Annotated in this window: 23 protein-coding genes, 3 pseudogenes and 1 riboswitch; of the genes and pseudogenes, 11 read left to right on the forward strand and 15 right to left on the reverse strand. The window is 40.2% G+C overall.

Annotation, left to right across the window (positions count from 1 at the left end):
- Window positions 1–46 precede the first annotated feature (46 nt).
- The 9 genes and pseudogenes from ABLB96_RS13625 (at window position 47) to ABLB96_RS13665 (ending at window position 9,523) form a co-directional block, all read left to right on the forward strand.
- A complete protein-coding gene (locus ABLB96_RS13625; protein ID WP_002114559.1) occupies window positions 47–1,219 on the forward strand; it encodes an isovaleryl-CoA dehydrogenase in 1,173 nt (390 codons plus the stop codon).
- Between the two features lie 24 nt (window positions 1,220–1,243).
- Window positions 1,244–2,845 carry a carboxyl transferase domain-containing protein gene (locus ABLB96_RS13630; protein WP_348898377.1) on the forward strand — a complete coding sequence of 534 codons (1,602 nt, stop codon included), beginning with the start codon at window positions 1,244–1,246 and terminating at the stop codon, window positions 2,843–2,845.
- A 9-nt stretch (window positions 2,846–2,854) separates the two neighbouring features.
- The gene (locus ABLB96_RS13635; RefSeq protein WP_348898378.1) at window positions 2,855–3,658 is read left to right on the forward strand and encodes an enoyl-CoA hydratase/isomerase family protein; all 804 of its coding nucleotides are present in this window, start codon (window positions 2,855–2,857) and stop codon (window positions 3,656–3,658) included.
- A gap of 11 nt (window positions 3,659–3,669) precedes the next feature.
- Window positions 3,670–5,661: an acetyl/propionyl/methylcrotonyl-CoA carboxylase subunit alpha gene (locus tag ABLB96_RS13640; RefSeq protein WP_348898379.1), complete on the forward strand. Its 1,992-nt coding sequence runs from the start codon at window positions 3,670–3,672 to the stop codon at window positions 5,659–5,661.
- Window positions 5,658–6,560 (forward strand): hydroxymethylglutaryl-CoA lyase, encoded by a 903-nt coding sequence (locus ABLB96_RS13645; protein ID WP_348898380.1) that lies wholly within the window; start codon window positions 5,658–5,660, stop codon window positions 6,558–6,560. Before ABLB96_RS13640 ends, ABLB96_RS13645 begins: the two co-directional genes overlap by 4 nt.
- Before the next feature lie 329 nt (window positions 6,561–6,889).
- A protein-coding gene (locus ABLB96_RS13650; RefSeq protein WP_085947913.1) for an IS4-like element ISAba1 family transposase occupies window positions 6,890–7,980 on the forward strand; the annotation gives its coding sequence in 2 pieces (ribosomal slippage) (window positions 6,890–7,430 and window positions 7,430–7,980; 1,092 coding nt in all).
- A gap of 20 nt (window positions 7,981–8,000) precedes the next feature.
- Window positions 8,001–8,267 (forward strand): annotated as a pseudogene (locus tag ABLB96_RS13655) (type ISP restriction/modification enzyme); the annotation flags it as partial.
- 118 nt (window positions 8,268–8,385) lie between these two features.
- Window positions 8,386–8,781, forward strand: coding sequence for a hypothetical protein (locus tag ABLB96_RS13660; RefSeq protein WP_107010074.1), 396 nt, complete (start codon window positions 8,386–8,388; stop codon window positions 8,779–8,781).
- Between the two features lie 133 nt (window positions 8,782–8,914).
- Window positions 8,915–9,523, forward strand: a complete 609-nt coding sequence (locus ABLB96_RS13665; protein ID WP_107010075.1) for an AAA family ATPase — start codon at window positions 8,915–8,917, stop codon at window positions 9,521–9,523.
- A gap of 155 nt (window positions 9,524–9,678) precedes the next feature.
- Here the strand turns inward: ABLB96_RS13665 and uca are convergent.
- The 3 genes and pseudogenes from uca to ABLB96_RS13680 all read right to left on the reverse strand — a co-directional run.
- Window positions 9,679–12,594 (reverse strand): annotated as a pseudogene (gene uca / locus ABLB96_RS13670) (urea carboxylase); the annotation flags it as partial.
- Window positions 12,595–12,596: 2 nt separating this feature from the next.
- A complete protein-coding gene (locus ABLB96_RS13675; protein WP_348896750.1) occupies window positions 12,597–13,250 on the reverse strand; it encodes an urea amidolyase associated protein UAAP2 in 654 nt (217 codons plus the stop codon).
- 15 nt (window positions 13,251–13,265) lie between these two features.
- Window positions 13,266–14,006 carry an urea amidolyase associated protein UAAP1 gene (locus ABLB96_RS13680; protein WP_348896751.1) on the reverse strand — a complete coding sequence of 247 codons (741 nt, stop codon included), beginning with the start codon at window positions 14,004–14,006 and terminating at the stop codon, window positions 13,266–13,268.
- Between the two features lie 28 nt (window positions 14,007–14,034).
- Window positions 14,035–14,130: riboswitch (guanidine-I (ykkC/yxkD leader) on the reverse strand.
- Window positions 14,131–14,355: 225 nt separating this feature from the next.
- Between ABLB96_RS13680 and ABLB96_RS13685 the strand changes: the two genes are divergently transcribed.
- Entirely contained in the window at window positions 14,356–14,787 is a 432-nt protein-coding gene (locus ABLB96_RS13685; protein ID WP_348896752.1) for an SRPBCC family protein, read from the forward strand.
- Window positions 14,788–14,847: 60 nt separating this feature from the next.
- Here the strand turns inward: ABLB96_RS13685 and ABLB96_RS13690 are convergent, their stop codons facing one another.
- Window positions 14,848–15,408, reverse strand: a complete 561-nt coding sequence (locus ABLB96_RS13690; protein WP_348896753.1) for a TetR/AcrR family transcriptional regulator — start codon at window positions 15,406–15,408, stop codon at window positions 14,848–14,850.
- A 678-nt stretch (window positions 15,409–16,086) separates the two neighbouring features.
- Here ABLB96_RS13690 and ABLB96_RS13695 point away from each other — a divergent pair.
- Complete coding sequence (locus ABLB96_RS13695; RefSeq protein ID WP_348896754.1) at window positions 16,087–16,584, forward strand: hypothetical protein; 498 nt, start codon at window positions 16,087–16,089, stop codon at window positions 16,582–16,584.
- Here the strand turns inward: ABLB96_RS13695 and ABLB96_RS13700 are convergent.
- From ABLB96_RS13700 to ABLB96_RS13750, 11 genes and pseudogenes are all read right to left on the reverse strand, one after another.
- A pseudogene (locus tag ABLB96_RS13700) lies at window positions 16,570–16,659 on the reverse strand (sel1 repeat family protein); the annotation flags it as partial. The gene ABLB96_RS13695 and the pseudogene ABLB96_RS13700 sit on opposite strands and share 15 nt — an antisense overlap.
- Window positions 16,660–16,759: 100 nt before the next feature.
- Window positions 16,760–17,218 (reverse strand): hypothetical protein, encoded by a 459-nt coding sequence (locus ABLB96_RS13705; RefSeq protein ID WP_348896755.1) that lies wholly within the window; start codon window positions 17,216–17,218, stop codon window positions 16,760–16,762.
- A 20-nt stretch (window positions 17,219–17,238) separates the two neighbouring features.
- Complete coding sequence (locus ABLB96_RS13710; RefSeq protein WP_004835462.1) at window positions 17,239–17,895, reverse strand: hypothetical protein; 657 nt, start codon at window positions 17,893–17,895, stop codon at window positions 17,239–17,241.
- Window positions 17,896–17,904: 9 nt separating this feature from the next.
- A complete protein-coding gene (locus tag ABLB96_RS13715) occupies window positions 17,905–18,429 on the reverse strand; it encodes a PAAR domain-containing protein (RefSeq protein WP_348896756.1) in 525 nt (174 codons plus the stop codon).
- A gap of 13 nt (window positions 18,430–18,442) precedes the next feature.
- Window positions 18,443–18,871 (reverse strand): PAAR domain-containing protein, encoded by a 429-nt coding sequence (locus ABLB96_RS13720; RefSeq protein WP_348896757.1) that lies wholly within the window; start codon window positions 18,869–18,871, stop codon window positions 18,443–18,445.
- Window positions 18,872–19,018: 147 nt separating this feature from the next.
- Window positions 19,019–20,239 (reverse strand): chloride channel protein, encoded by a 1,221-nt coding sequence (locus ABLB96_RS13725; protein WP_348896758.1) that lies wholly within the window; start codon window positions 20,237–20,239, stop codon window positions 19,019–19,021.
- 303 nt (window positions 20,240–20,542) lie between these two features.
- Window positions 20,543–22,261, reverse strand: a complete 1,719-nt coding sequence (locus tag ABLB96_RS13730; protein ID WP_348896840.1) for a biotin carboxylase N-terminal domain-containing protein — start codon at window positions 22,259–22,261, stop codon at window positions 20,543–20,545.
- Window positions 22,261–23,844, reverse strand: a complete 1,584-nt coding sequence (locus ABLB96_RS13735) for an urea amidolyase family protein (protein ID WP_348896759.1) — start codon at window positions 23,842–23,844, stop codon at window positions 22,261–22,263. The genes ABLB96_RS13730 and ABLB96_RS13735 overlap by 1 nt, the downstream gene beginning before the upstream one ends.
- A 31-nt stretch (window positions 23,845–23,875) precedes the next feature.
- On the reverse strand, window positions 23,876–24,682 hold the full coding sequence (locus ABLB96_RS13740) for a putative hydro-lyase (protein WP_348896760.1): 807 nt from the start codon (window positions 24,680–24,682) through the stop codon (window positions 23,876–23,878).
- Between the two features lie 12 nt (window positions 24,683–24,694).
- Window positions 24,695–25,459: a LamB/YcsF family protein gene (locus ABLB96_RS13745; RefSeq protein WP_000496072.1), complete on the reverse strand. Its 765-nt coding sequence runs from the start codon at window positions 25,457–25,459 to the stop codon at window positions 24,695–24,697.
- 34 nt (window positions 25,460–25,493) lie between these two features.
- Window positions 25,494–26,747, reverse strand: coding sequence for an NRAMP family divalent metal transporter (locus ABLB96_RS13750; RefSeq protein ID WP_081400410.1), 1,254 nt, complete (start codon window positions 26,745–26,747; stop codon window positions 25,494–25,496).
- Window positions 26,748–26,927: the final 180 nt, after the last annotated feature.

A 26,927-nucleotide genomic window follows, 5' to 3' on the forward strand; every position in this document is an offset into this window, starting at 1 on the left:
AAAATATTTTATGGACAACAAATATAACCAATAGGATGAAAATACCATGAACCTACGCAGCTTGAATTTCGGTCTAGATGAAACTTTAATTGCACTTCAAGATTCAGTAGCGGCATTTTGTGCAAAGGAAATTGCACCTATTGCCCAACAAGTTGATCAAGACAATAAATTCCCTGCACACCTCTGGAAAAAGTTCGGAGATATGGGCCTTTTAGGCATGACGGTTTCTGAAGAATATGGCGGTGCCAATATGGGTTATTTAGCTCATATTATTGCTATGCAAGAAATTTCTCGTGCTTCGGCAGCCATTGGTTTGTCTTACGGTGCTCATTCTAATTTATGTGTAAACCAAATTAACCGTAACGGTAACGAGCAGCAAAAACAAAAGTATTTACCAAAACTGATTTCTGGTGAATATGTGGGTGCCCTTGCGATGTCTGAACCAAATGCAGGTTCTGATGTGGTCAGCATGAAATTACGTGCTGAGCAAAAAGGCGATCACTTCGTTTTAAACGGTTCAAAAATGTGGATCACCAACGGTGGTGATGCAGATGTACTCGTAGTTTATGCCAAAACTGACCCACAAGCTGGTGCAAAAGGCATGACCGCTTTCTTAATTGAAAAAGGCATGAAAGGCTTTAGTCACGGCAACCATTTAGACAAACTCGGTATGCGCGGTTCTAACACTTACCCACTGTTCTTTGACAATGTAGAAGTCCCTGCTGAAAACGTACTCGGTGGTGTCGGTAACGGCACAAAAGTACTGATGAGTGGTTTGGACTATGAACGTGCAGTTTTGAGTGCTGGGCCTTTAGGCATTATGGATGCCTGCTTAGATGTAGTCATTCCATACTTACACCAACGTGAACAGTTTGGTCAGGCTTTAGGTGAATTCCAGCTTATGCAAGGCAAACTTGCCGATATGTATTCAACTTGGTTGGCATGTAAAGCCCTCGTTTATGCTGTTGGTGCTGCATGTGATAAAGCTGACCATGACCGCAGTCTACGTAAAGATGCCGCAAGTGCCATTTTATATGCTGCTGAAAAAGCAACATGGATGGCGGGTGAAGCCATTCAAACTTTAGGTGGCAACGGTTATATCAATGAATTCCCTGCTGGCCGTTTATGGCGTGATGCAAAACTTTATGAAATTGGTGCCGGAACTTCTGAAATTCGCCGCATGTTAATTGGCCGCGAACTCTTCAATGAAACCAAATAATAATTATAAATAAGGACGCATCTTATGAACCAATTACAAAGCAAGATTAATGTTAGAAGTGAAGACTTCAAAACAAACCAGCAAGCCATGCAAACATTGGTCACAGATCTAAAACAAGTTGCCCAGCGTATTGCTTTAGGCGGCGGTGAAAATGCCCGTCAAAAACATTTGGCTCGAGGTAAACTTTTACCCCGTGAACGTATTGATCAACTGATTGATGTCGGCACGGCATTTTTAGAAATTGGTCAATTGGCAGCCTACAACGTTTATCAAGATGATGTTCCTGCTGCGGGTGTAATTGCTGGTATTGGTCAAGTCAACGGCATCACTTGCATGATCGTTGCCAACGATGCAACGGTTAAAGGCGGTACGTACTACCCACTTACGGTTAAAAAACATTTACGCGCACAAGAAATTGCCGAACAAAATCACCTGCCTTGTATTTATTTAGTAGATTCAGGCGGTGCCTATTTACCAATGCAGGATGAGGTTTTCCCAGACCGCGATCACTTCGGGCGTATTTTCTATAATCAGGCACGTATGTCGAGCCTAGGGATTGCTCAAATTGCTGTAGTAATGGGTAGCTGTACCGCTGGTGGTGCTTATGTACCTGCCATGTCTGATGAAACCATTATTGTACGTAATCAAGGTACGATTTTCTTAGGTGGCCCTCCTCTGGTAAAAGCCGCAACTGGCGAAGTGGTGAGCAGTGAAGACTTAGGCGGTGGTGATGTACACACACGTCTTTCAGGTGTCGCTGACCATTTAGCTGAAAATGATGAACATGCAATTGCGATTGCACGTAACATTGTTGCGAACTTAAATAAAAAACCAAACGACTTAAATAAACAAGTTGATGAACCACTATTTGATGCATCTGAACTCTATGGCGTGGTTCCAAACGATGCGCGTAAACCTTTCGATGTTCGTGAAGTGATTGCCCGTATTGTAGACGGATCTCGTTTTGATGAGTTCAAAGCACGTTTTGGTTCAACCCTGATTACGGGTTTTGCTTCACTTTATGGTATGCCAGTCGGGATTATTGCCAATAACGGGATTTTATTTTCAGAGTCTGCACAAAAAGGTGCGCACTTTATTGAGCTATGCACACAGCGCAATATTCCATTGCTATTCCTACAAAACATTACGGGCTTTATGGTTGGTCGCCAGTATGAAAATGAAGGGATTGCAAAAAATGGCGCAAAATTGGTTATGGCAGTTGCAACCGCAAATGTACCAAAACTGACCCTGATTATTGGTGGTTCGTTTGGTGCAGGTAACTACGGTATGTGCGGCCGTGCTTATTCACCACGCTTTTTATGGACTTGGCCGAACTCTCGTATTTCAGTGATGGGCGGCGAACAAGCTGCAAGCGTACTTTCGACTTTAAAACGTGACCAGATTGAGCAAAAAGGTGCCGAGTGGTCAGCGCAAGAAGAAGACGAATTTAAACAACCAATCCGTGAGCAATATGAGCGTCAAGGCCATCCGTACTATGCTTCTGCTCGTCTTTGGGATGACGGCGTAATCGACCCAGCTCAAACTCGTCAGGTACTTGGTTTAAGTCTTGCTGCTGCTATGAATGCTCCAATCCAGCCAACCAAATTTGGCGTGTTCCGCATGTAAGAGGTGTATATGAGCTATCAATTTTTACAACTCGAACAACAAGGTCAGGTTGCCTATGTTTGGCTGAACCGCCCTGAACTACACAATGCTTTTAATACAACCGTCATTGAAGAATTGCATACCTGTTTTAAGCAAATCAATACACGTGATGATATTCGTGTAGTAGTTCTAGCGGGTCGCGGCAAAAGCTTTTCAGCAGGTGCCGACCTCAACTGGATGAAACAGGCAGGTCAAGCATCTTCAGCAGAAAATGAAGCAGATGCTCTAAAGCTTGCCCAAATGTTAGATGCGCTTGCAACGCTTAAACAACCGACTATTGCGCGTGTGCATGGCATTGCCTTTGGTGGTGGTATGGGTTTGGCATCGGCATGTGATATTTGCATTGCTAGCACAGATGCCAAGTTTGCAACCTCTGAGGTTCGTTTGGGGCTTGCTCCATCTACCATTAGTCCCTACGTGATTCGTGCGATTGGCGCAAGACAAGCCTCTCGTTACTTCTTAACTGCCGAGCGAATTTCAGCACGTGAAGCCAAACACATTGGTTTGGCACACGAAGTGGCAGATGCAGAAGACTTAGATAAAAAAGTTCAAGAAATTATTGATGCATTATTACTTGGTGGTCCGCATGCTCAAGCGGCATCAAAACATCTGATTCAAATGGTGAGCAACCAGACCATGAGCAATAACTTGCTGCAACAGACAGCACATCATATTGCTCAAGTTCGTCAAGGCAGTGAAGCAAAAGAAGGTCTGAGTGCCTTTTTAAATAAACAGCAGCCTGCTTGGGTTTCTAACTCGAATAACAACAATTAAGGACGATCATCATGTTTGAAAAGATTTTAATTGCGAACCGTGGCGAAATTGCCTGCCGTGTGATTCGTACAGCCAAAAAATTAGGGATTGCAACGGTTGCTGTTTACTCCGATGCAGACGCAAACGCACAACATGTCAAACTTGCAGATGAAGCGGTTTATATTGGTCAGTCCCCTGCAACACAAAGTTATTTACAGGTTGATCGTATTATTCAAGCAGCAATTGATACAGGCAGCCAAGCGGTTCACCCGGGCTACGGTTTTCTTTCAGAAAATGACCAATTTGCGCTTGCTTGCCAACAACACAATATTTGCTTTATTGGCCCACCAGTGGATGCCATTTTGGCGATGGGCTTAAAAGCAACCTCTAAAGCTTTAATGGAAAAAGCAGGTGTTCCTTTAACACCGGGTTATCACGGAACCAACCAAGATGCTGACTTTTTAAAACAACAGGCCGACCGAATTGGCTATCCAGTTTTAATTAAAGCCAGTGCTGGCGGCGGTGGTAAAGGCATGAGTCTGGTTGAACGCAGTGAAGATTTTCTACATGCCTTAGCCTCTTGTAAACGTGAAGCCAAATCGAGCTTTGGTAATGATGATGTCTTAATTGAGCGTTATGTGATTCAACCGCGCCATATTGAAGTTCAAGTGTTTGGCGATACACATGGCAATTATGTGCATTTATTTGAACGCGACTGCTCTGTACAACGTCGCCACCAAAAAGTGCTAGAAGAAGCCCCTGCTCCACAGATGCCAAGCGAAAAACTCGATGCGGTGCGCCAAGCAGCAATTGATGCTGCGCGTGCGGTAAATTATGTCGGTGCTGGTACAGTTGAGTTTATTGTGGAACAAGACGGTACGGCTTATTTCATGGAAATGAATACTCGTCTACAAGTCGAACACCCAGTGACTGAAATGATTACAGGTGAAGACTTGGTTGAATGGCAACTACGTGTAGCTTATGGCGAACCTTTGCCAAAACTACAAAACGAATTACACATTCACGGCCATGCGCTCGAAGCACGGATCTATGCAGAAGAACCTGAAAAGGGCTTTTTACCTGCTATTGGTAAAATTGACTATCTGCACTACCCAACTCAAAACCAATATGTACGTGTAGACAGTGGTATTGTTGAAGGCGATGAAATCACGACCTATTACGACCCAATGATAGCTAAACTGATCGTATGGGGTAAAAACCGTGAAGCTGCACTCATTCAAATGCAACATGCTTTAAGCCAATTCCATGTCGATGGTTTAGGCAACAATATTGCCTTTCTTGAAAAAATTGTTCGTAGCGAATCGTTTAAACAAGCCAAGCTTGATACCAATCTGATTCAGCGTGAACAAAACTTCTTGTTTAGTCCTGAAGAAATCAAACCAGAACTTGTAGTGGCAGCGGCATTTATTGAGTTTCTAAGCAAACTTAATAACAACAGCTCAAGCCAAAAACAGCTTTGGCAAGCTCAACCGCTTTGGCGTTTAAATATTGCTTATCAGCACAGCATTAAACTGAATTATTTAAACCAAAATATCCAAGTCAAGTTTGCTTCAAATGAACATGGCTTCACCGCAGAATATAACGGTCAAAGCTACCCGATTTCTGGCCAATTGATTGATGCGCATACGGCCTCTGTTCAAATTAATGGAACACAGCAAAAACTGTCTTTTAACCAAAGTCAGCAAGGCATTACCTTATTCCAAAATGGACAAAGCTATAAGTTTGCTTATATTCGCCAAGACTTTAATCAAGCAGATAGTCAAGCCGATGAAGGTCACTTAAAAGCCCCAATGCCGGGTGTAGTCACGCAAGTGCTGGTAAGTGCAAATCATAGCGTGAAGAAAGACGATATTTTAATGACGCTTGAAGCCATGAAAATGGAATACACCATTCGTGCACCTAAAGACGGCTTGATTGTAGACTCTTATTTCCAAGTCGGTGATCAGGTCAAAGCTGGCGATGAACTTGTGGAATTTCAGCCTGCTCAGGAGGAAGTTGCATGAGTGAGTTTGTCAAAATCGTGGAGGTCGGTCCCAGAGATGGCCTCCAAAACGAAAAGCAGGCCTTGACCGTCGAACAGCGTTTAAACTTTATTAATGACTTGATAAATGCAGGTCTGAAATCGATTGAAGTGGGTTCATGTGTTTCGGCAAAATGGGTACCGCAAATGGCTCAAAGTGACGAGCTATTTAAGCTGTTACCCCAAACAACCGAGGTGCAATTTAGTCTGCTCACGCCCAATATCAAAGGTTTTGAGACAGCTCAAGCGGTAGGATGCAAAGAAGTTGCAGTGTTTACGGCAGCTTCTGAAAGCTTTACTCGTAAAAATATTAACTGCTCAATCGACGAAAGCTTTGAAAAATTCAGCGATGTCATGAGCGCAGCAAAAGCACATAACATCCGTGTACGCGGTTATGTCTCTTGTATTGTCGATTGTCCTTATGAAGGTGCAATTGCACCTGAGCAAGTCGTAAAAGTAGTGAAACGGCTCTATGACATGGGCTGCTATGAGGTGTCTTTAGGTGAAACCATTGGCACGGCAACACCAGATCGTGTTCAAAAGGTTTGGCAAGCCTGTCTTGCTGAACTCGACAGCAAGGTTTTAGCTGGGCATTTCCATAACACCTACGGCATGGCAATTGCCAATATTTATCAGTCTTTACAGCAAGGCATTCGTGTTTTTGATTCGTCTCTTGCAGGACTTGGTGGTTGCCCTTATGCCAAAGGGGCTTCTGGCAATGTATCGACAGAAGATCTGTTTTATTTACTGTCGCACATGGGGTTTGAAACGGGGATTGATTTAGAAAAACTGATGCAAGCCAGCCAAAATATTAGCAATGTATTAAACCGAAAAAGCTTGTCGAATTATGCAAATGCGTATTGGCAAACCAAGTGTGCATAGTCATAAATTAAAATCACTCAGCATCTGGTATAAGGCTTAAGATTAGGCGAAATACCAGATCATCCTATCTCATCTTTATCTCATTTCATTTAGGAATTGGGACTAAATCTCTCATGCAATTTTTTTAAAATCTATTATTTATCTCTGTATTAAATGCCTCTCTCAACAGAAGCATTCTCTACCCTATTTTTATTCTAATCCGTATTATTCTTTATCCTTTTTTCAATTGTAGTCCTTAAAAAATTTATCTCATTATTTCTCTGTACACGACAAAAATAGATAACTCATTGAAATAATGTCATAATAATTGTTTTCTAACGACGAATACTATGACACATCTCAATGAGTTATATCTTATCTTAAACAAATCTCTAAAATGGAACAAGTCACATTTAAAGTGCTTTGCGCTCATCATGCTTGTGATTATTTTAAAGCAAACATGTAATCTTTCTTCTGCATCTAAAGCCTTGCCCATCAAGTGCTTACCACAATCATTTTATCGACGTATGCAGCGCTTCTTTGCAGGTCAGTATTTTGATTATCGTCAAATTTCTCAGTTGATTTTCAATATGTTTTCATTCGACCAAGTGCAACTGACTTTAGATAGAACCAATTGGAAATGGGGAAAACGAAATATTAATATCCTGATGCTCGCAATCGTTTATCGTGGAATAGCGATACCTATCCTTTGGACATTGCTTAATAAACGTGGAAATTCAGATACGAAAGAGCGCATTGCTTTGATTCAACGCTTTATAGCCATTTTTGGTAAAGACCGTATTGTGAATGTGTTCGCAGACAGAGAGTTTATCGGTGAGCAGTGGTTTACATGGTTAATTGAACAAGACATCAACTTCTGCATTCGTGTTAAAAAAACTTCATTGTCACCAATCATTTAGGAAAGAATCATAAAATTAGTGATTTATTTCGCCATCTTAAAGTTGGTCAAATTGAATGTCGTAAACGACGGATTTTGGTTGGTCGGGTGAAACTATATATAAGTGCACTACAGTTAGAAAATGGAGAGCTTTTACTCGTCGTTTCTCCTCAGTTTAATGCCAATGCTATTCAGGATTATGCATTACGCTGGGAAATTGAAACCTTATTCAGTTGTCTCAAAGGACGCGGGTTTAATCTTGAAAATACGCGCTTGACAGACCCTAGACGAGTGAAAAAATTGATTGCGGTGTTAGCTATAAGCTTCTGTTGGTGTTACTTAACGGGTGAATGGCAACATGATCAAAAAAAAGCGATAAAAATAAAGAAGCATGGACGACTCTCAATGAGTTTATTTCGCTATGGTTTAGACTATGTTCAAATGGCGATTCAGCGTTTAATTGGTTTTGGGAAAAAAGAAGAGTTTAAGGAAATTTTGGCAATTTTAAGAAGGCAGAATCCTGATAGGATAAGGGTTCTGTGAAATTTGTCGTGTACAGAGCCGTTGTTTATAATAATGCTATCACTATCGAAAATATCCCATTAGAAGCCTATGACTACGTTGTAAATGGCAAGCCTGCACTCGAATGGGTTATGGAACGCCAAGGCGTATCTACGCATAAAGACAGTGGCATTGTGAATGATGCGAATGATTGGGCAATCGAAACAATGAATGATCCATCATACCCTCTCAATCTGTTTTTACGAGTGATTACTGTCAGTCTTGAAACAATGAAGATTGTTAGAAACTTACCTAAATTAGATATTTAGTATTAAAAAATGGGGGTGAACCCCCCCATTTTTTTTACAAAAAAAACCTAATAATAGTTTAAAAAATACAACTATTATTAGTTACAATATTAGTTTAACTTATAGTTTGGATATTGATATGAGTAATAGATTTAAAAAAGCAATGGAGAATACTGAGTTTACTCAAGATGACGTAAATTCAGATGCAAAGGTATCAGATGGTAAAGAAAAAAAAGATAAGGAACAAATCGTCACACGCAATAAATCAATCATCAATATTGAGAAAAACACACTACCAATAGCTAAACGTGTTCGTACTAAACATGGTCGCAACCTAACTATCCCACTCTTTGTTGAAGAACTTAACGTGATTGATGAAGCTGTTAAAAAACTTGGGCAAGATCAGAATATTTCGATTAGCGTATTCATTCGTGAGAGTATCTTGCAACAATGTAAAAAGGTTTTGGGTGCTAAAGAATATCAAGAGATATTGAATAATCAACTTAATGTTACTAAACCTAAAAAAGAACAATAAATAATAGTTGTATTTTTAGGTGTATAAACAGTTTTATGTATACAGTATTTTATAGTTTAATTTATCAATTAAATAATACGACTATAAATACAAACAAATAAACGATTATTTATTAATTTAAAGGTGTTTGTTAATGGCTAAGATTATAACTATAGCGAACCGAAAAGGTGGAGTTGGTAAGACTACACTAGCTACTAATTTAGCTGTATCGCTCAATCAAAAAGGAAAAAGCATACTGATTGATTGTGATGAACAACAATCATCTTCAAAATGGGCTAGACAACGTGGAGATATTGAGTGTCAGTGTATTCACGAAAATCTATTACTACAGCTTGAGAAATTAGATGCGGAATATGAGTACGTCCTAATAGATGTTGCAGGGCGAGATTCAACGGTCTTTCGTGAAGCTCTACTTGTATCCAATGTGCTAATAATCCCTACTCAGCCAAGCCTACTTGATCTGCAAGTATTGGACTACATGCAAGAGAAAGTTGCTGCTGCTAGAAAGACTAATAAAGATTTAGACGCATACGTGTTGATTAATAGAGCTTCAGTACGCTCAAATGAGCTAAATGACGCTGTGGAGCTTATTAACGAATATGAGCAGTTCAAACTACTAAAAACAGTGCTATTCGAGCGCAAACAGTATCGTGATGCGATTCTTGAATCAAAGTCAGTAACAGAAATGAATAGCTCGAAATCGAAAGACGAAATGAACGCTTTAATTATCGAATTGTTGTGATCGAGTCCACCAAGAACAACACCTCCATGCGAGGTGTTTTTTTGTAGAAACCTTTTACTTATAAAAAATCATTCTACAGGCACACACACAAAACGGATAATCAAACATAAATATTTGATTTATTTGTATTTTACTATTCCAATTTCCGCACTAAGTTTAGTGGTAACTAAGCGTTGACGTGGGTCGAGCGGCGTTGCAACGGGAGCACCCAAATACACATCTCCCAACCCCATCACTAGATAGTTTGCACTATAGACCACCTCTTTAACGGCTTGCTTGGAAGCTAAGCCATTAATACGGCGAATAAACTCAACATTATCGGGGCACCACGGCGCATCTGGACGAACAATTTGTGTGTAGCGTTCGGTGGCAAGCTTTGTTTGTGAATCTTCCCAAGCCAAAGGCAAGTAGACAGTCCGTGAAGGCACCTGCATATTTTGAATGTCGGGTAACTCGGCTTCTGCTTGTTGAAGTTTCTGTAAAAGCTCAAGTTGATCAAGCTGAATTGAATCAAAATGAATTTGTAGTGAACGAATGCCAGGTGTTAAGTCGATAATGCCCTGAATGTTTTGATCTTTGACCCATTGCATAAGCGCATGAATACGGAAGCGTAAATTTAGGTCGAGGACTAACTCTCCATATTCCACCAATAAATAGCTATTTCCTGCTGGTCGATAGGTCACGCTTGGTAAATCAGCTTCACCTTGTAAAGTTGCCAAAACTGCATCATTTAAAGTGTCGGGTTCTGCTCGAATGGTTGGGTTGAAATCAATGTGAGTTGTATCAGTCGCAGTTAAGCTTTGATGATATTTTTGATCGAGTGCTTTCGCTTGCACATAACTCACAGGTACAAATTTGACTTTATCGCCTGCTTTTAGCTGCCCAATTTTCCAAAGCTCAGAATGAATGACTACCGCAGGACATACAAAGCCGCCTAAGCTCGGACCATCTGGCCCCAAAATAATTGGCATATCACCTGTAAAATCAATTGCGCCAATCGCATATGCATTGTCATGAATATTGGACGGATGTAAGCCTGCCTCGCCACCATCTTCACGTGCCCACGCTGGTTTTGGCCCAATTAAACGAATGCCTGTGCGGCTTGAGTTATAGTGAATTTCAAACTCGTTGGCAAAGAATGTATCGATATCTTGTTTGGTAAAAAAATCTGGTGCGCCATGTGGCCCATACATCACTGCAATTTCCCAAGTTTGGGTAAAGCTAGGAATTTGTGCTTGAGCTAGAGCTGTGGTCGTTTGAGCGGAATATTCAGTAATTGGCAGCATATCGCCAATTAATAAATTACGGCCTGCATGCCCACCAAATTGCCCCAAAGTAAAAGTCGCTTGCGAGCCTAAATAGTCAGGAACATCGAAACCACCTTTAACGCCAATATAGCTACGGCAACCTGATCGAATAATCCCACATTTTAAAACTTGGCCCTTTTTTACATTAATGGTTTGCCACATTGGCACAAGTTCGCCATCAAGTTTTGACGGCATATCACCGCCTGTAATGACAATTTGGCTGTCGCAGTGAAACTTTAAAGTTGGCCCTTGTAAGGTACATTCAAGCCCTGCGGTATTTAGCTCATTGGCTAAAAGCTGGTTTGCCACTGTTAAACTGAGTGGATCGATGGCACCTGATGGCGGCACACCAACATCCCAATAACCTAATCGGCCTGTTACGTCCTGAATGGCAGTTTGAATACCGGCTTGCAATACCTCAATTTTTTGAGTTTTCCATTCAAATGTATTTAAAAACCGGGTGGTTTGAGTGCCAAGCGCAAACACATCGCAAGCAATAATGTTTTGTAAATATTCCAGATTGGTTTCAATGCCTGCCACTTGCGTGTTGGCAAGGCTGACACTCATTGCATGTATGGCTTGTTCACGTGTTCCAGCAGTCACAATAATTTTGGCAATCATTGGGTCATAAAAAGATGACACCGTTGAACCTGTTTCCACCCATGTTTCGACTCTGGCTTGCGGGTCAAATTTAACATGTGTGAGTAGACCTGCACTCGGCTGGAACTGTTTAATCGGGTCTTCGGCATAAAGACGAACTTGAATGGAATGGCCTGTTGGCTCTAACTTTTCTGTTGGCGCTGACCAATCACCACTTGCTAAAGTAACCATCCACTCGACTAAGTCGACACCAAATACTTGCTCGGTCACGCCGTGCTCAACTTGCAAACGCGTGTTGACCTCTAAGAAATAAAATTCTTGGGTTTCGGTGTCCATGACAAACTCAACCGTGCCTGCCGAGCGGTAGTTCACCGACTGCATGAGTTGAATCGCAACTTTTTGAAGGTAGTTGCGTTGCTGTTCATTTAAATGTGGCGCAGGTGTTTCTTCAATCACTTTCTGATTACGGCGTTGTACCGAACAATCACGCTCACCCAAGGCTAAAACTTGGCCTTGCCCATCACCAAAAATTTGTACTTCGATGTGCCGTGCATGTTGTACAAATTTCTCTAAGTACAAACCTGCATCTTTAAAATTGACCTGCGCTAAATAAGACACAGTTTGATAGGCATCTTTTAAGCCATCTTCATTCCACACCAGACGCATACCAATACCACCGCCACCCGCGGTACTTTTCAGCATAACCGGATAACCAATACGAGCAGCTTCAGTTAAGGCCTCAGCTTCATCGGCAAGTAGCGAACTACCCGGCAGTAAAGGTACATTGCTTTTAATAGCGAGTTCACGCGCAGTATGTTTTAAACCAAAGTCGAGCATTTGGCTTGAAGTTGGCCCAATAAAAGCAATACCTTGGTTTTCACATAAATCACAAAATTCTGCATTTTCAGACAAAAAACCATAACCGGGGTGAATCGCTTCTGCGCCCGACTGTTTCGCAACCTCCAGGATTTTTTCAATATTTAAATAGCTTTGATGAGCGGGCCCAGAACCAATCAAAAAAGCTTCATCGGCCAAAGTCACATGTAACGAATCACGGTCGGCTTCCGAGTAAACCGCAACCGAAGCGATACCAAGTTTTTTTAGGGTGCGAATTACACGACAAGCGATTGCACCGCGGTTAGCAATTAGAACTTTTTTAAACATGCTTACACCCCTTCCGCTTCGCGGACAATCAGTTGAATTTTGGTTGGGTTATAGGCATTACATGGGTTATTGAGCTGTGGGCAATTGGAAATTAAAACAATCAAATCCATTTCTGCCCGAACTTCGACATATTTTCCCGGTCCTGAAATTCCATCATCAAATTTAAGCTGACCGTCTGGCGTTACTGGCACATTCATGAAAAAGTTAATGTTTGGGCCGATATGACGGACATTTAAGCCATGCTTTTTCGCAATGGGGTGTTTTGCTAAGGCATACATAAAGTTGTTACGGCAACTATGCATTGGGTACGTTTCATGTGCATAGCGAACCGTATTACTTTCGCATGAACAGGCGCCGCCAATCGTGTCATGGCGACCGCAATTATCATCATGAATAATGGCAATTGGGCGGCCAAAGTTACTATAGAGCTTGGTGCCCTTTTCTAAATAAATGTGTTGGTTAATGGCCAAAGTATCCATTGCGCTATAACGCTCCGTCGGGTTTTCGGCACTTATAAACAAAGTATCGACCGCTTGGTTTCCCTCAAGATCAATAATTCGAAAATATTGGCCCTTTTTAACCTCGCACATCCACGCTTCACCCGCAGGACAAACTTCATTTAAAACTGCTTTTTCAAATGATTGTAAAACTGTCATGATGCTTCTCCTGATTTAAATATTGCTAAGTGCGTAGTAGCGCGCAGTGTTTTGAAACGCACGCTGATTTTGCGAACATGCATCACGACAAATATCACTGTCTGTTAAAGAATTGGCTTTAAATAAACTGAGTTGAATATCGGCAGGTTGATAGCTTGGGCTAGTGTCTAAACCATGCGGTGCGGCAGATAAAAATAGTAAGCAGTCCATTTCAAGGCGCAGTTCAATGCTTTGATTAGTGTTGTCAGAACTGACATAAGACAAAGCGCCGTTTTCATCTGGCGTAACTTTAGAAAATAGATTAACCGCAGCACTCAGGTCTTGGCTGGCAAGTCCGTATTTACACATTTCAATGAGTAAGCTGTCCAAGCCGTTTTGGTACATATCATTGCGGGCATCTTGAAAGGTTCGAGTACCAAATTGCTGTTCAATTTGTTCTGGTCGGCTTGGGCCACAAAGTGCGTCGTTCCAGCCATGGTCGTCATGAACAATGGAAGCCATGACACGGCCAAGGTCTGAGTACAGTACATTGGAAGCTTTTAAATAGGCAGTGTGTTGCCCTTTTAAACTGTCGGGCATGTTAAAACGTTCAAGCACATCGGCAGCATTTACACAAAACAAAGAAACATTTGCCTGAGCACCAAGTGAGGTAAATCTAAGAATAGTTCCCTTTTGAATACGACCCGACCAGTGATGTCCTCCGGGTAAAAGTTCGGTCCAAATCGCCTGATTGTTATGATAACTTGCAGTGTTCATAGCTACTCCTGTCGGATAGTTTTAGACTTCCTCCCGGGCTTTTATCCCTCCGTGTAGTTCGCTAGGAACCGTGAACTCTCGGTCCAGTCATACTGTAAGTATCGGAACCCTAGATCACTTTTGATTGTTTATGACTATGCAAAGGGCATGCCAGCTTAGTATTACGTTTTTGATTAAAAGTAATACTAAATTTGGGCAATTTGAGTGCGCTTTAGAATAAAAAGTAAAGAGATGCACTAAAAGCTGTGCATTTAAAAGTAACTGAACAAAAATTCCACGTTATTCAAAAGCGTGCTAATATCCAAATTATGACAATTACTCATGTCAAATTTACTTTAGAGGGAACAAGATGTTAAAAACTCAAAAAGTCAACATCGTACAAGAATTTGATGCGCCTATAGATAAGGTCTTTGCGACCTTAAGTGAACATGAAAACCTAAGTAAACTTTTTGCCCCTGCTAAAGTTACTCGCATTAGTAACGGCAAGGATGCACGTAACGGTGTTGGCTCTGCACGCAAGATGTCTATTCCGTTTACACCTTCATTTGTTGAAACAAATTTAGTCTATAAAGAAAATGAACTGATTGAGTACGCGATTACAAGCGGCATTAGCCCAATTAAAGCGCATCGCGGTGTGATGCAATTTACTGACTTGGGAAATAACCGAACTCGTTTAAATTACACCATTAGCTTTAAAGGCCGCGTTCCTTTTCTTGGCCCGATCATTAAAGCAGCTTTAGAAAATGGCGTGAGTCGTGGTCTTAAAAAACTTAAGTTTTAAGAAGCTAATATCCAATAAAAAAGCCCAGTGATGGGCTTTTTTATTTTAAGATTTTTAGGCTTAGTACTCAGATAGCATTATTAAAAAATAGTCTAATAATTTATCTCTTTCATCTGTTTTGTCTTTACTTAAAAGCTGAACCATGGCCCCATCAATCACAAATAAAAACATATGGGCGTCTTCAAGTGAAGCTGTGGGTTTAATGGTTAAAATTAGGCCATGTATTTGAGCCACTAACCAATTTCTATAATCAACCACCACTTTGTAGGCAGTTGGATAAAAATTTTCAATTTCAAAAATCGCTTTAAAAGGCAAACGGTACAACCCTTCGAGGTTAGCATGGAGATAAAATATTTTTCTTAGCTTATCAAACACCATAAGTTCACGGTAAGAATGAATAATAGAGAACACCTCTTCTTTTAACCCATCCTTTTGAAAGGTTAAGCACATTTTAATCAGTCTTTCTTTTGAATGAAAATGGTTATAGAACGTGGCTTTATTTACTTTGGATTCGGCAATAATTCGGTCAACACCGACTTTGTGAAATCCATATTGGTTAAATAAGTCTTTTGCTGTGTGAAGCACTCTGAGTGCTCTAAATGAAGATTCTAAATTTTTCATGTATACCGCTTAAAATAATTTTTTGTTGTATATAAAAGAGATAGACATGCCGTCACTCTTAAATTGAGCGTTAAAAACAGGCATGCAAAAGCAGCACAATAAAGGTGTGCTCGCCTATCTCGGGTTTATTGTTGCTATGATTTTTGAGTCGTAACGATTCTTAAGACGTAAAAGACCTAGAGTCGATTAAACCGATTTATAGACTGTTTAAACGGTATAAATAGAGAGATTTTGGCAAAGGCCAATAAAGATGAATTAGTACGCATAGCGGACTCCTTGTGTGTAAAGAAGTTCTACCAGATCACTGTCAAATGATTATGGTGGTAGAACGAGAGAAGGTTGACAGACTGACACACAAGAATCAGCACGCACAAGGCGTCCCTCCCTCGCCCTACCGCTACGAAGGGGGACGAACGAGTTTGCCACCAAAAAGAGAACTTTTTGATGTCTTGTGTGTTAAATCGATCTGTCAAAATCGACTGGCAATGTGGCCAGCACGCAAAGGATAGTATTCGCTTTTGTTATCGTCAAGCGTAGGAAATGACATTTGTATTAAAGTAGAGCGGTTGGGGAATAAAAGTTATTTAATAGATTTAAGTTATGGTTTAGTTCATTATGAAATTTCTAATATCTTTTAGTATGATATATTTTCATTATAAAAATGATTAGAGTTATCTAATGACATTAAAGTCTTTATATATTGAGCTTTATTATGGAGAATATTCAGCTCAAGAAAAAACGAAAAAGATTAATAAATATATTGAAGAAAACGAAGATATTCACATAGATTTTTTTACCGAGCTACTACAGCCATTTAATGATTATAATTCTTTATTACTTCAACACATAAATTTAACAGATTCTAGTTTTTCATATAATTGTATTGAAGCAGAAATATTAGCAGCTAGATTTTTTTTAGATGTTTTAAATAATTATCAAGAAAACAATCTAAGCCCAGTTCAACTATGTACTATTTTCAATAATTTAGAAACAGGTTTTATGGGCGCTCCAAGAAATCTTCCAGACAACATAATTTATTACCCTACTTGGCTCGAATCTTTTTACGATGCTTGTGACTGGTGCGATGAAACATGGACTTTAGAGAATTCTCCTCACCTAATTGAAGTCACAAAACAGCAAGTCCATATCATAGAAAAATGGCTATTCTTCAAATAGTGATAAGGCATCCTTATTGCCATTTTCAGCTGCTTTTCTTAGCCACTTTTCGGCTAATTTTCCATGTCTTTCCAAAAGTTACTCTATGGACACCTGTCTTTGCCAGCTTCCAAATATTTGATAGGAGACAGAGAACCTTTTTGGTGAACAAAAATATGAAAACTGTATATTCATACTAATTAATGCATTCACGTACAAAGCGTTCTTCGTCACCTTCAGAAGAAAATATATTGTGATCTTTAATACAAAAATTTAATGTTTGCATTACCACCCCGGGCTCATTAAAAAGTCCCTCTCTTGAAATAGAAATATAGTAAGGTTTCTTTTCTTCAATTCCGTTGCTTTTATAATTACCAATAACAATCTCAGCTACTCTTTTTTCAACATTTTTTTGCAAAATTTTCTTATATTCTAAACTATTTTCTTTTTTATCACTCAAGCTTCTTACTTCATACCCATGAATCATTATTCCATCTTTATTTAATAAAAAATGGATATCTAAGTTGCTCATATTTACCTTAATTTTATTTTCTTCTTTTTTAGAAAAAAAACCAAATGCGACATAGCATAAATACAAGAAAAATATAACAAAAATAACCAATATTACTTTATTACCAACAGACGAATCTTTCACTTTAATAGTTCCTAGTGTATTTATTTTATTACTTGACGAATTTTTTGTTCATACATAGCAAGAACTTTATCCCTACTCTTACCTACAACATTCTTTCTATTTCTTTCAAGCATATAACTCACGTCATAATTATTTTTTAACAACCAATAGTCGGCCAAAATTTCAGCCTGTGATTCTAAATTATAGTCTAAAAATCTTTTAGTCGTATTTTTATATTTAACAAACTCAGCAACAGTTGGGCTTTCCCATATATTGTATATATAAGGATCATATTTAAAATTACTAAGAACAGAACAAGCCTGCAATGCTCCAGCATTGGCTAGAACAATAAGTTTACGTTGATGTTGCCAAACGTGACCAAGCTCATGAAGGAAAATTTTCTTATAAGAAATATCCTCCAAACTATAATCATCTCTATAATGTTTAGGCATTATATATATACTGCCATTCGGAGTGACGAATGTATCTTCATTTTGAGATTTAAGCGGAAAAAAACTTCCAAAAAATATCTTTACTGTTGTGTAATTTATTGAATTTTTAAAGACAGATGTTGCTAATTTAATTTCACCATTCGTTAGCGGTCTAGATGGAGTTTCAATCTTTACTTCTTTAATACTACCTTCTTTTTTATTTGTAAAAATATTTAGAAGACTTTTAGGGGTTTCAGACCAAGTCATAAAATTCTCTTATAAATCATGAAAATAAACTATATTATCTTTAAGAACAAACTCTATCTCAGTAATAGGCTCTTGTTTCTCTGTATAAAACCGCGTGGTGTTACCATTTAAATCAAGCTTACCATCTTGAAACCTTCCCCCTACTTTAACCCGACAATCAATGTATTTAAATATATCGTTCAGACCCTCCTCAAAAACAATTTTAAGTTGCTCATCAAATTTTTCTTGAGTGGCGGAGGTCTGATTTGTTTGCTGAGAATAAGGACTACCACTCTCACCAACAACATGACTTTGTTGAGGTAAAAGTGTAGCCCCACAAGATAGTTTATCACCTACATAGGCAACTGGTTTTCCATCAAAAATCACATGATCATGACTTTTAATAACTGTAGACCAACACCTACACTTAGGACAAACATGCCCATCCCCAGCACGAACAAATAAGTTACCCATTTGGGAACTTAGCATTTGAGTTGAGGGAACAATTCCTCCATGATCAGTAATAGCATTATGGATTGCAAAACCTTTCGACATCTTACTTATCCATTTATTTATTATTTAAAAAATCTAAAGGTTTTGGGCCATCATTATATATACATATATAAACTGACTTATTTGGACTCTCTATGATTTCATCATTATTATCCAAACGGGAACCAATTAAAGCTACTGATTGCCCTTCTATAGTTAAAGCTTCACCAGCACCTGTAATAATTTTTGCTGTTGTACCATCTGCATAAATTGCTTCATCACCCACCAATGCTAGTGAAATTCCGTTTAATTTTGAATGGTGTCCAGAAGCTCGAATAAGCTCACCATTTTTTGTTTTGGCGCCATTTACTGCAATATAATATTTAGTAAATGGCTTATTTTGCCAATATAAATTTTCTGCATTTAAAATCTGTTGAATATCATTTTCTGAAAGATCTTGTAATTGTTCGTAAGAAAGATCTCTTAAAAAAGTAGGACTTGTCATTTTTGTACCATTCTAATTTTTTCAAAATGAATAATAGCAAAAATTTATTAATATAAAAAATAAACTAAACGTAATTTTAAAATAAAACTCTCATATTTAAATATAAAAAATAGGCCAGATTATAATAAGGCCTATTTAAAACCCTTTCTAATCCATCAACTTTTTACGGCGATACAACCCACAATCCCCTGAAAATAACGCTGCCAATAAACAAGTAATAATGGCGTAAGTGGCAACATTCATTCCAAATAGCTCAACAGCTAAAATAATAGACGTTAACGGTGCCTTACTCGCCCCTGAAAACAAACTGACTAAACCTAAGCCTGCAAGCAATGAAAGTGGTAGGTTTAAAACCGCCCCTAAAGCATTACCTAATGTCGCACCAACATAGAACAACGGCGTAATTTCACCACCTTTAAAACCTGACCCTAAAGTAATAGCGGTAAAAACGGTCTTATTAAAAAAGTCGTAAAACTCAATCGGTACATAAAAAGATGAAATGATTTTATCTGTACCCAAACCATTGTATTGCTGATGTGCAGTGAACAACGTAAGTAGCATAATGACAATACCACCGACCATGGTTCTTAATGGCAAATAGCGAATGTATTTATAAAAGAGATCACTTGCCAAGTGAATGGCTGCAATAAAGAAACGCGCAGCTAAACCAAACACTAGCCCTGCCGCAATCAAGCTCATGAGCGTGCCAAAATGAATGGCTGGAAACTCGCTAATCACATAGTAGATGTGCGGATGAACAATATCGAATAGCTCAGGGATAGTCGAAGCAATAAGTGCCGACACAAAACATGGGAAAATGGCTGAGTATCTTAAGTTACCTAAAGCGGTAATTTCTAAACCATAAATTGCACCTGCCAAAGGCAAGCCAAACACCCCTGCAAAGCCTGCACCAATACTGGCGATTAAACAAATTTTTCGGTTATCTTCCGAGATTTTTAATATATGGCTTAGGTGGTCAATTAAGGCACCCGAAAGCTGAACTGCTGGTGCCTCACGCCCTGCCGAACCACCAAACAACTGCGTTAAAATTGAGGTAATAAAAATGATGGGACTCATTCGTTTTGGAATAAACGACTTCGGCTGGTGAATTTCATCTAGAAGTAAATGTGTTCCCCGTTCAATTGGTGAACCATATTTTTTAATGAGATAACCAATACCAAAACCCACAAAAGGCAGAAAGTAGATCAGCCAGTGATGCAGACTTCGGACTTTGTTTGAAATATCAAAAGCCACAAAAATTAAAGTCGATGCCAACCCCGCTACGACTCCAATCACAATCGAGATGACGAGCCAATAGACACTGTATTTTAGAATTTGATCATATTCAGATGAAGGTAGAATTTTCATTCGCTTTCTTCAATTCGCCTTTGAGTGAGTGCCAAATTCTCAAATTATTTTTATGCCGCCAGCTCATTAAGTGAGAAATGCTTAAACTGGGCTAAAAATTAAAGCTCGCATAAGCGAGCTTTAAATACAGTGATCAATATTTACACCACTAATCTGTGATAAATATCTCATAACCCGTACAGGCTTTCAAGGTGTAAATAGTTAATGAAAACCTGAAAAACGCATGATTGAGTTAATTAATAAGCATTCGATTTGACCCGATCAAACTAAAAATAAAATCAGGTCAAATTATTTATTCAAAACTTAATTAATGCTACCAATCACCGTTTCTGCATGGCAGGTCGCGCCTTTCTCTGCGCCAATTTGAATAACACCACTACGGTGTGCAAGTACCTGCACTTCCATTTTCATGGCTTCCATAATGGCTACCACTTGACCTTCGGTGACTTGCTCATCATTTTCAACTTTCCAAGCGCTAATCACACCATTAATTGGGGCAAGTAAATGCTCGGCACTTACTTCTGGTTCGGCTGTTTGTGCTTGGGCTGCGGTCGCTGGGCCTTGTGCAAACATCCCCGCAGGTAAACCTAAACGGTGTAACTTACCATCAATTTCAATATAGCTAAGTAACATCGGTTGTTGATGGTTTGGAATGCCTCGTTTCGTCGGCTTTAACTCTTGTTTAAAGTCATTTTCGATCCAACGCGTGTGTACATTAAATTCATCAGTAAAGTCAGGTTCATTAAGTACTGCACGGTGAAAATCTAAAACCGATGCTATGCCTTCAATTTTAAATTGTTTTAAAGCACGTTTAGCGCGGGCAATTGCAACTTCACGAGTTGGGCCAGTCACAATCAGTTTTGCCATGAGTGAATCAAAGTGACTAGATACTAAAGAGCCAGTTCGAACACCTGTATCGACTCGTACACCATGACCAAACGGCGCTTCGAATAAACTCAACACACCAAAGGCTGGAATAAACCCACGAGCTGGGTCTTCGGCATTTATACGAAACTCAATCGCATGTCCCTGCGCTTTTGGTGTTTCTTTAATAGAAAGCACTTCACCTTGCGCAACACGAATTTGCTCAACCACCAAATCAACTTTTGAGGTTTCTTCGGTAACAGGATGCTCAACTTGCAAACGTGTGTTTACTTCTAAAAATGAAAGCTTGCCGTCACGACTCAGTAAGTATTCAACTGTACCTGCACCTACATAGTTTGCAGCCTGACAAATGTTTTTTGCCGATGTTAAAATTTGCTGGTAAATCTCATCGCTAATAAATGGTGCTGGTGCTTCCTCGACTAACTTTTGGTTACGGCGTTGCAACGAGCAATCACGTGTACCCAGTACCACAATGTTGCCATGTTGGTCGGCAATCACCTGCGCTTCTACATGGCGCGGTTTATCGAGATATTGCTCGACAAAACATTCACCACGGCCAAAAGCAGCTTTTGCCTCGCGTACTGCCGACTCATAAAGCTCTTTCACTTCTTCGAGTTTCCACGCAACTTTTAAGCCACGGCCACCGCCACCAAATGCGGCTTTAATGGCAATAGGCAAACCAAACTGTTTGGCAAACTCTAAAGCTTCATCTGCATTGTTGAGTGGGTCTTGCGTACCCTGAACTAACGGCGCACCGACTGAAGCAGCAATTTTACGTGCTTCGATTTTATCACCTAGTTTTTCAATCGCACTTGGAGATGGCCCTACCCATTTTAAACCTGCATCAATCACGGCTTGGGCAAACTCGGCACGTTCAGATAAAAAGCCATAACCCGGATGCACCATGGTCGCTTTCGATTTTTTTGCAATTTCAATAATCGCAGGAATATTTAAATAGGTTTCACTGGTGGTAGCACCAGCCAAGCCCCATGCTTCATCTGCCAGTTCGACATGCATGCTGCCAATATCATCATCTGCATATAACGCAACCGATGAAATGCCCATGTCACGGCAGGCATGGATAATACGAACGGCAATTTCACCACGGTTAGCAATCAATAATTTTTCTGTATTCATCATTCATTCTCAAAATCTGTAAATTCGGCAATTTTTTTAAATTTGATGCGGCAACCTGCCGGAATCTGTGCCACCAAGTCCCAATGGTGTTTAGCAACAGAGCCAATAACCGGATATCCGCCTGTTAAAGGGTGATCATTCATAAATAAAACGGGTTGGCCGCTTGGTGGAATTTGTAAAGCGCCAATACATGTGCCTTCACTTTCCAGCTCGTAGATAATTTTGCGGGTTAAAGCCTGCTCACCTGAAAGTCTTAGCCCGACTCGGTTGCTTTCATTGGTCACAAGCCATTCTTGCTGACAGAGTAGTTCAATACTGTCTTGTTCGAACCAGTCTGTGCGTGGTCCCATCACAATATCTAACTCAACCACTTCACCTGCTTGAGGCAAATTGCTTTTGCCCAGTTCATTTACGCTAATGTTGGCTGCCTTAACCTGCCCTTGATAAATGGTATCTCCAAGTTTTAAAGGCTCTGGTCCTAACACTGCCAAGCTGTCAAACGAAGCGCTATTCAGTACTGGTTCAACGTCTATACCACCGCGAACTGCCAAATAGTTTCTTAAGCCTGCTGTTGGTGGCTGAATCTGAAACTCATCACCTTCATCCAGATCAATCGGTTGATAGCTTGCAAAATCTGCGGTTTGCCCATCGGCAAATTTCACACGAATGTTTGAGATCGCTCCTGCCACTGCAATAACACCTGCATGCTGCATTTTGGCTTTTAAGCCACCATTTAAAACTTCAATAACGGGTGTATCGGTTGGATTACCCACAATACGGTTAGCACTATGCATGGCCGACAAGTCCATTGCACCTGCAACACCAACCCCAATATTGGTTTGGTTTAAGCGCCCTTCGTCTTGAATGAGCATCTGTAAACTTGGCGCAGTAATCGTAAACAGTGGCACCGATTGTTTCGGTTCAACCCTACGCGTAATTTGCTGTGGTACATTCACAGTCGCTGGGCGATGCGTGACATCCTCAAAATGTACGGTCATGCCCGGTAAAAGTAGTGCTGGATTTTTACGCTCTAAATCCCACATTTTTTCCGATGTAGTACCAATCAGCTGCCAACCACCCGGACTGTCTTTTGGGTAAATACCAGAGTATTTTCCAGCCAAACCCAAAGAACCTGACTGTATTTTTTTACGCGGAACCGTTAAACGCGGAATATCAGTAAAAGGCTTATCGGGACTACTCATATAAGCAAAGCCCGGCGCAAAACCAATAAAAGCGACATTCCACAGGCTTTGGTGATGTTTTCTAATCACATCAGCCACAGACAGCCCTTGTAACTCTGCAACCTGTGCAAGGTCTTCGCCATCGTAACGAATCGGTACAATCACTTCTTGGCTGCTACGCTCAAATCTAGAATCAATTTTGAGGCTTTGAATTGAAGCAACCAACGTTTTAAAGTCAGTTTCGATCTCGTTAAAAAAAACCAAAATTGTTTTTGCAGCGGGGACTAAGTCTTTAATTCCATTCAATTGCGTATTTTGCAATTTATTGTACAACGCCAAAGTTTCCTCTAAGCTCGCAAGCTCAATCAGAAAACAATCGGCGTTTACCGATAAAAAACGCATTTGCTTATCCTTTTAATTCTTCTTTAGCTATTTAGCCCATCCAAGCACGGTCAGGAATGTCGGTAATAAACATGTGACCCGGTGCATGACTAATCGCAAAAGGAATTTTTGAGTTCATGACTGCTGCTTGTGGTGTTACCCCACATGCCCAAAACACTGGAATTTCACCCGCTTCAATGCGAGAAGCATCGCCAAAATCTGGCTTATTTACATCCAAAATCCCTAAGCTTTCAGGGTGCCCAATATGTACAGGTGCGCCGTGTACACTTGGCATACGTGAGGTAATTTTTACCGCTTCACTAATTTGATGAGATGGAATTGGTCGCATGGAAACCACCATATTTCCTGAGATTCGCCCTGCTGGTTCACACTGTATGTTGCTTAAATACATCGGTACATTGGTGTCGTCATGAATATGGCGAACTTCAATCCCCGCTTCTTGCAAAGCTGTTTCAAACGAAAAACTGCAACCAATTAAGAAAGTCACCAAATCAGGATGAGCGTTATAAATCTCGCTTGCATCGGTCACTTCATCGACCATTTGACCATCGTTCCAAATGCGATAGCGCGGGAAATCGGTTCGAATGTCTGAGTCTGCTGCAAGCTTAGTTGCATAAATGCCTTCTTCGAGCACATCAAGCACTGGACAGCTTTGCGGGTTACGGTGCGCATAGAGTAAAAAGTCATATGCCCACTCTTTTGGCACCGAAATCATGTTGACCTGCGTCATGCCCGCAGCCATACCTGCTGTCGGTTTATCAAAACCTGCACGAATTTTTAAACGCGCATCTAAAGCGGCTTCAAGCTGAGCTGGGTCGACTTTAATATCCTTATACATGGTTGCTCATCCTTATGCTTTATTTACAAACGGGCGAATTTCAATATTGTTTTTTACAAGCTCGGCTTTAATGGCAGCCGACATCTCAAGCGCACCGTCGGTGTCGCCATGTAAGCAAATGGTGTCGGCTTGAATTGGAGTAAATACGCCATCAATTGACTCTACCCCACCATTTTTAAGCATAGATACCACACGGCTTGCTACAAATGCCGAGTCGTGTAAAACCGCACCTTCTAGACGGCGAGATACTAGTGAACCATCGCTGTTATAAGCACGGTCTGCAAATGCCTCAGATACAACTTTTAAACCAGCCGCTCGTGCTTGTTCCACTAAGTTCGAACCTGCCAAAGCCACTAAAACCAGTTCAGGGTTATACATTTTAATCGCATCAATTACTGCCGCTGCCTGTGCTTGGTCATGTGCAATAGTGTTATAAAGTGCGCCATGTGGTTTAACGTATTGCACTTTTGAGCCTGCTACTTTCGCCAAACCATCGAGTGCAGAAATTTGGTAAAGCACATCAGCAATAAGCTCGTCACGTGACAAATCCATATTACGGCGGCCAAAGCCTACAAGGTCTGGGTAAGACACGTGAGCACCAATAGTTACGCCAAGCTCCACTGCTTTACGAACCGTTTTTAAAATACCCAGCGGGTCGCCAGCATGGAAGCCACAAGCAATATTGGCACTGGTCACGACTGGTAAAATCTGGTCATCATTACCCATTTTCCATGACCCAAAGCTTTCACCCAAATCACTATTTAAATCTACAAACATGGCATTATTCCTTTATTACTTCACGCAGTCTGGCTTAAAGCTTAGTCAAATAATTAAACACTGTCGTAAACGACATATAGCCCATCCACCACGTCAACAAACATGTTAACCCACCCAAAATAAGTAACCATTTTGGATAGTTATAATTACCCATTAAATCTTTACGGCAAGCTGCTACATACACAAAAATTGTAAGGCCAATTGGCAACACCAAACCGTTAAAACCACCCACAAAAATGAGTAGACCTGCTGGAGTTGCACCCAATAACACATACAGCAATAAAGCCAATGCGATAAAAGTAATGGTCGTATAGTTGGTTTGCTTTGGGGTTAAATTCTTTTTAAATGCGGTAAAGAATGAAACTGAGGTATAAGCTGCACCAATCGTGCTACTGATACCTGCTGCCCAGAAAATTAAGCCGAATAATTTAAAACCAAATGTACCCGCTGCATATTGGAATGCTTGGGCTGCCGGATTGGCATCATGGCTGGCTAAATCAATGGTTGCACCACTCACCACCACACCTAAGAATGCCAAAAACAGTACATAGCGCATGATGCCGACGACAATAATGCCCTTGGTCGCAGCTTTGGCAACTTCATCAATATTTTCAGGGCCAACCGCGCCTTTATCGAGTAACCGGTGTGCACCTGCATAGCAGATATAGCCACCCACTGTACCGCCTACAATGGTGGTAATAATGGCAAAGTCGATATGATCTGGAGCAAAAGTTTGGTGTACAGCTTGCCCAACAGGAGGCATCACAATCACAGCAACGATAATAATCAGCAGGATTTTAAGCAATCCCAACACGATCATGCTTTTATCCATAGCAAGCGTTGCTTTTTTGGAAGCAAAAATCAAAATGGCTAAGGCACCACTTAAAATACCGCCCCACTTTGTGTCTAGGCCAAAAAGTGCATTTAAACCTAAAGCTGCACCTGCAATGTTACCTACACTAAAGAAAAAACCGCCCAAAATCACCAGAAATGCCAGTAAATAACCACTACCCGGTAATGCTTTATTGGCAATATCCGATGCGCGCATTTGAGTCAGTGTGACTACGCGCCAAATGTTTTGTTGAACGACATAATCAATCAGAATGGAAACTAAAATTGCAAAGCCAAATGCCGCACCTAACTTAACTGTAAATACAGCAGTTTGGGTTAAAAATCCTGGCCCCATTGCAGAGGTCGCCATCATAAAGATTGAGGCAACAATGGCCCATTGGCGATCTGATAAAAAAGAAGATTTCAGTAAAGACATATTAATGCGTTCCTCATCCATTTGAGCTTAACAACGCTATTTTCAAGTTGAATCAAGAACACCATTTTTATCCTAAACGATATTCTTTAATCCTTTAAAATGACAAAGATTCCCTGTTCCCCAATCAACTTAATCGGTGATCAAATCTTGTATCTCAAATAAAAACATAGCTCATCCCTACGGACAATAAGACTTTTTACA

This window comes from Acinetobacter sp. XH1741 (assembly GCF_041021895.1).
In the GTDB taxonomy this organism is placed as follows: domain Bacteria; phylum Pseudomonadota; class Gammaproteobacteria; order Pseudomonadales; family Moraxellaceae; genus Acinetobacter.

Coding starts and splice junctions, on each gene's coding strand:
- ABLB96_RS13735 (WP_348896759.1), bottom strand. CDS start 23,844: ATGCGTTTTTTATCGGTAAACGCCGATTGTTTTCTGATTGAGCTTGCG.
- ABLB96_RS13660 (WP_107010074.1), top strand. CDS start 8,386: ATGAGTAATAGATTTAAAAAAGCAATGGAGAATACTGAGTTTACTCAA.
- ABLB96_RS13640 (WP_348898379.1), top strand. CDS start 3,670: ATGTTTGAAAAGATTTTAATTGCGAACCGTGGCGAAATTGCCTGCCGT.
- ABLB96_RS13630 (WP_348898377.1), top strand. CDS start 1,244: ATGAACCAATTACAAAGCAAGATTAATGTTAGAAGTGAAGACTTCAAA.
- ABLB96_RS13740 (WP_348896760.1), bottom strand. CDS start 24,682: ATGTATAAGGATATTAAAGTCGACCCAGCTCAGCTTGAAGCCGCTTTA.
- ABLB96_RS13685 (WP_348896752.1), top strand. CDS start 14,356: ATGTTAAAAACTCAAAAAGTCAACATCGTACAAGAATTTGATGCGCCT.
- ABLB96_RS13715 (WP_348896756.1), bottom strand. CDS start 18,429: ATGTCGAAAGGTTTTGCAATCCATAATGCTATTACTGATCATGGAGGA.
- ABLB96_RS13645 (WP_348898380.1), top strand. CDS start 5,658: ATGAGTGAGTTTGTCAAAATCGTGGAGGTCGGTCCCAGAGATGGCCTC.
- ABLB96_RS13710 (WP_004835462.1), bottom strand. CDS start 17,895: ATGACTTGGTCTGAAACCCCTAAAAGTCTTCTAAATATTTTTACAAAT.
- ABLB96_RS13720 (WP_348896757.1), bottom strand. CDS start 18,871: ATGACAAGTCCTACTTTTTTAAGAGATCTTTCTTACGAACAATTACAA.
- ABLB96_RS13730 (WP_348896840.1), bottom strand. CDS start 22,261: ATGAATACAGAAAAATTATTGATTGCTAACCGTGGTGAAATTGCCGTT.
- ABLB96_RS13675 (WP_348896750.1), bottom strand. CDS start 13,250: ATGACAGTTTTACAATCATTTGAAAAAGCAGTTTTAAATGAAGTTTGT.
- ABLB96_RS13750 (WP_081400410.1), bottom strand. CDS start 26,747: ATGGATGAGGAACGCATTAATATGTCTTTACTGAAATCTTCTTTTTTA.
- ABLB96_RS13680 (WP_348896751.1), bottom strand. CDS start 14,006: ATGAACACTGCAAGTTATCATAACAATCAGGCGATTTGGACCGAACTT.
- ABLB96_RS13625 (WP_002114559.1), top strand. CDS start 47: ATGAACCTACGCAGCTTGAATTTCGGTCTAGATGAAACTTTAATTGCA.
- ABLB96_RS13690 (WP_348896753.1), bottom strand. CDS start 15,408: ATGAAAAATTTAGAATCTTCATTTAGAGCACTCAGAGTGCTTCACACA.
- ABLB96_RS13665 (WP_107010075.1), top strand. CDS start 8,915: ATGGCTAAGATTATAACTATAGCGAACCGAAAAGGTGGAGTTGGTAAG.
- ABLB96_RS13695 (WP_348896754.1), top strand. CDS start 16,087: ATGACATTAAAGTCTTTATATATTGAGCTTTATTATGGAGAATATTCA.
- ABLB96_RS13745 (WP_000496072.1), bottom strand. CDS start 25,459: ATGTTTGTAGATTTAAATAGTGATTTGGGTGAAAGCTTTGGGTCATGG.
- ABLB96_RS13635 (WP_348898378.1), top strand. CDS start 2,855: ATGAGCTATCAATTTTTACAACTCGAACAACAAGGTCAGGTTGCCTAT.
- ABLB96_RS13725 (WP_348896758.1), bottom strand. CDS start 20,239: ATGAAAATTCTACCTTCATCTGAATATGATCAAATTCTAAAATACAGT.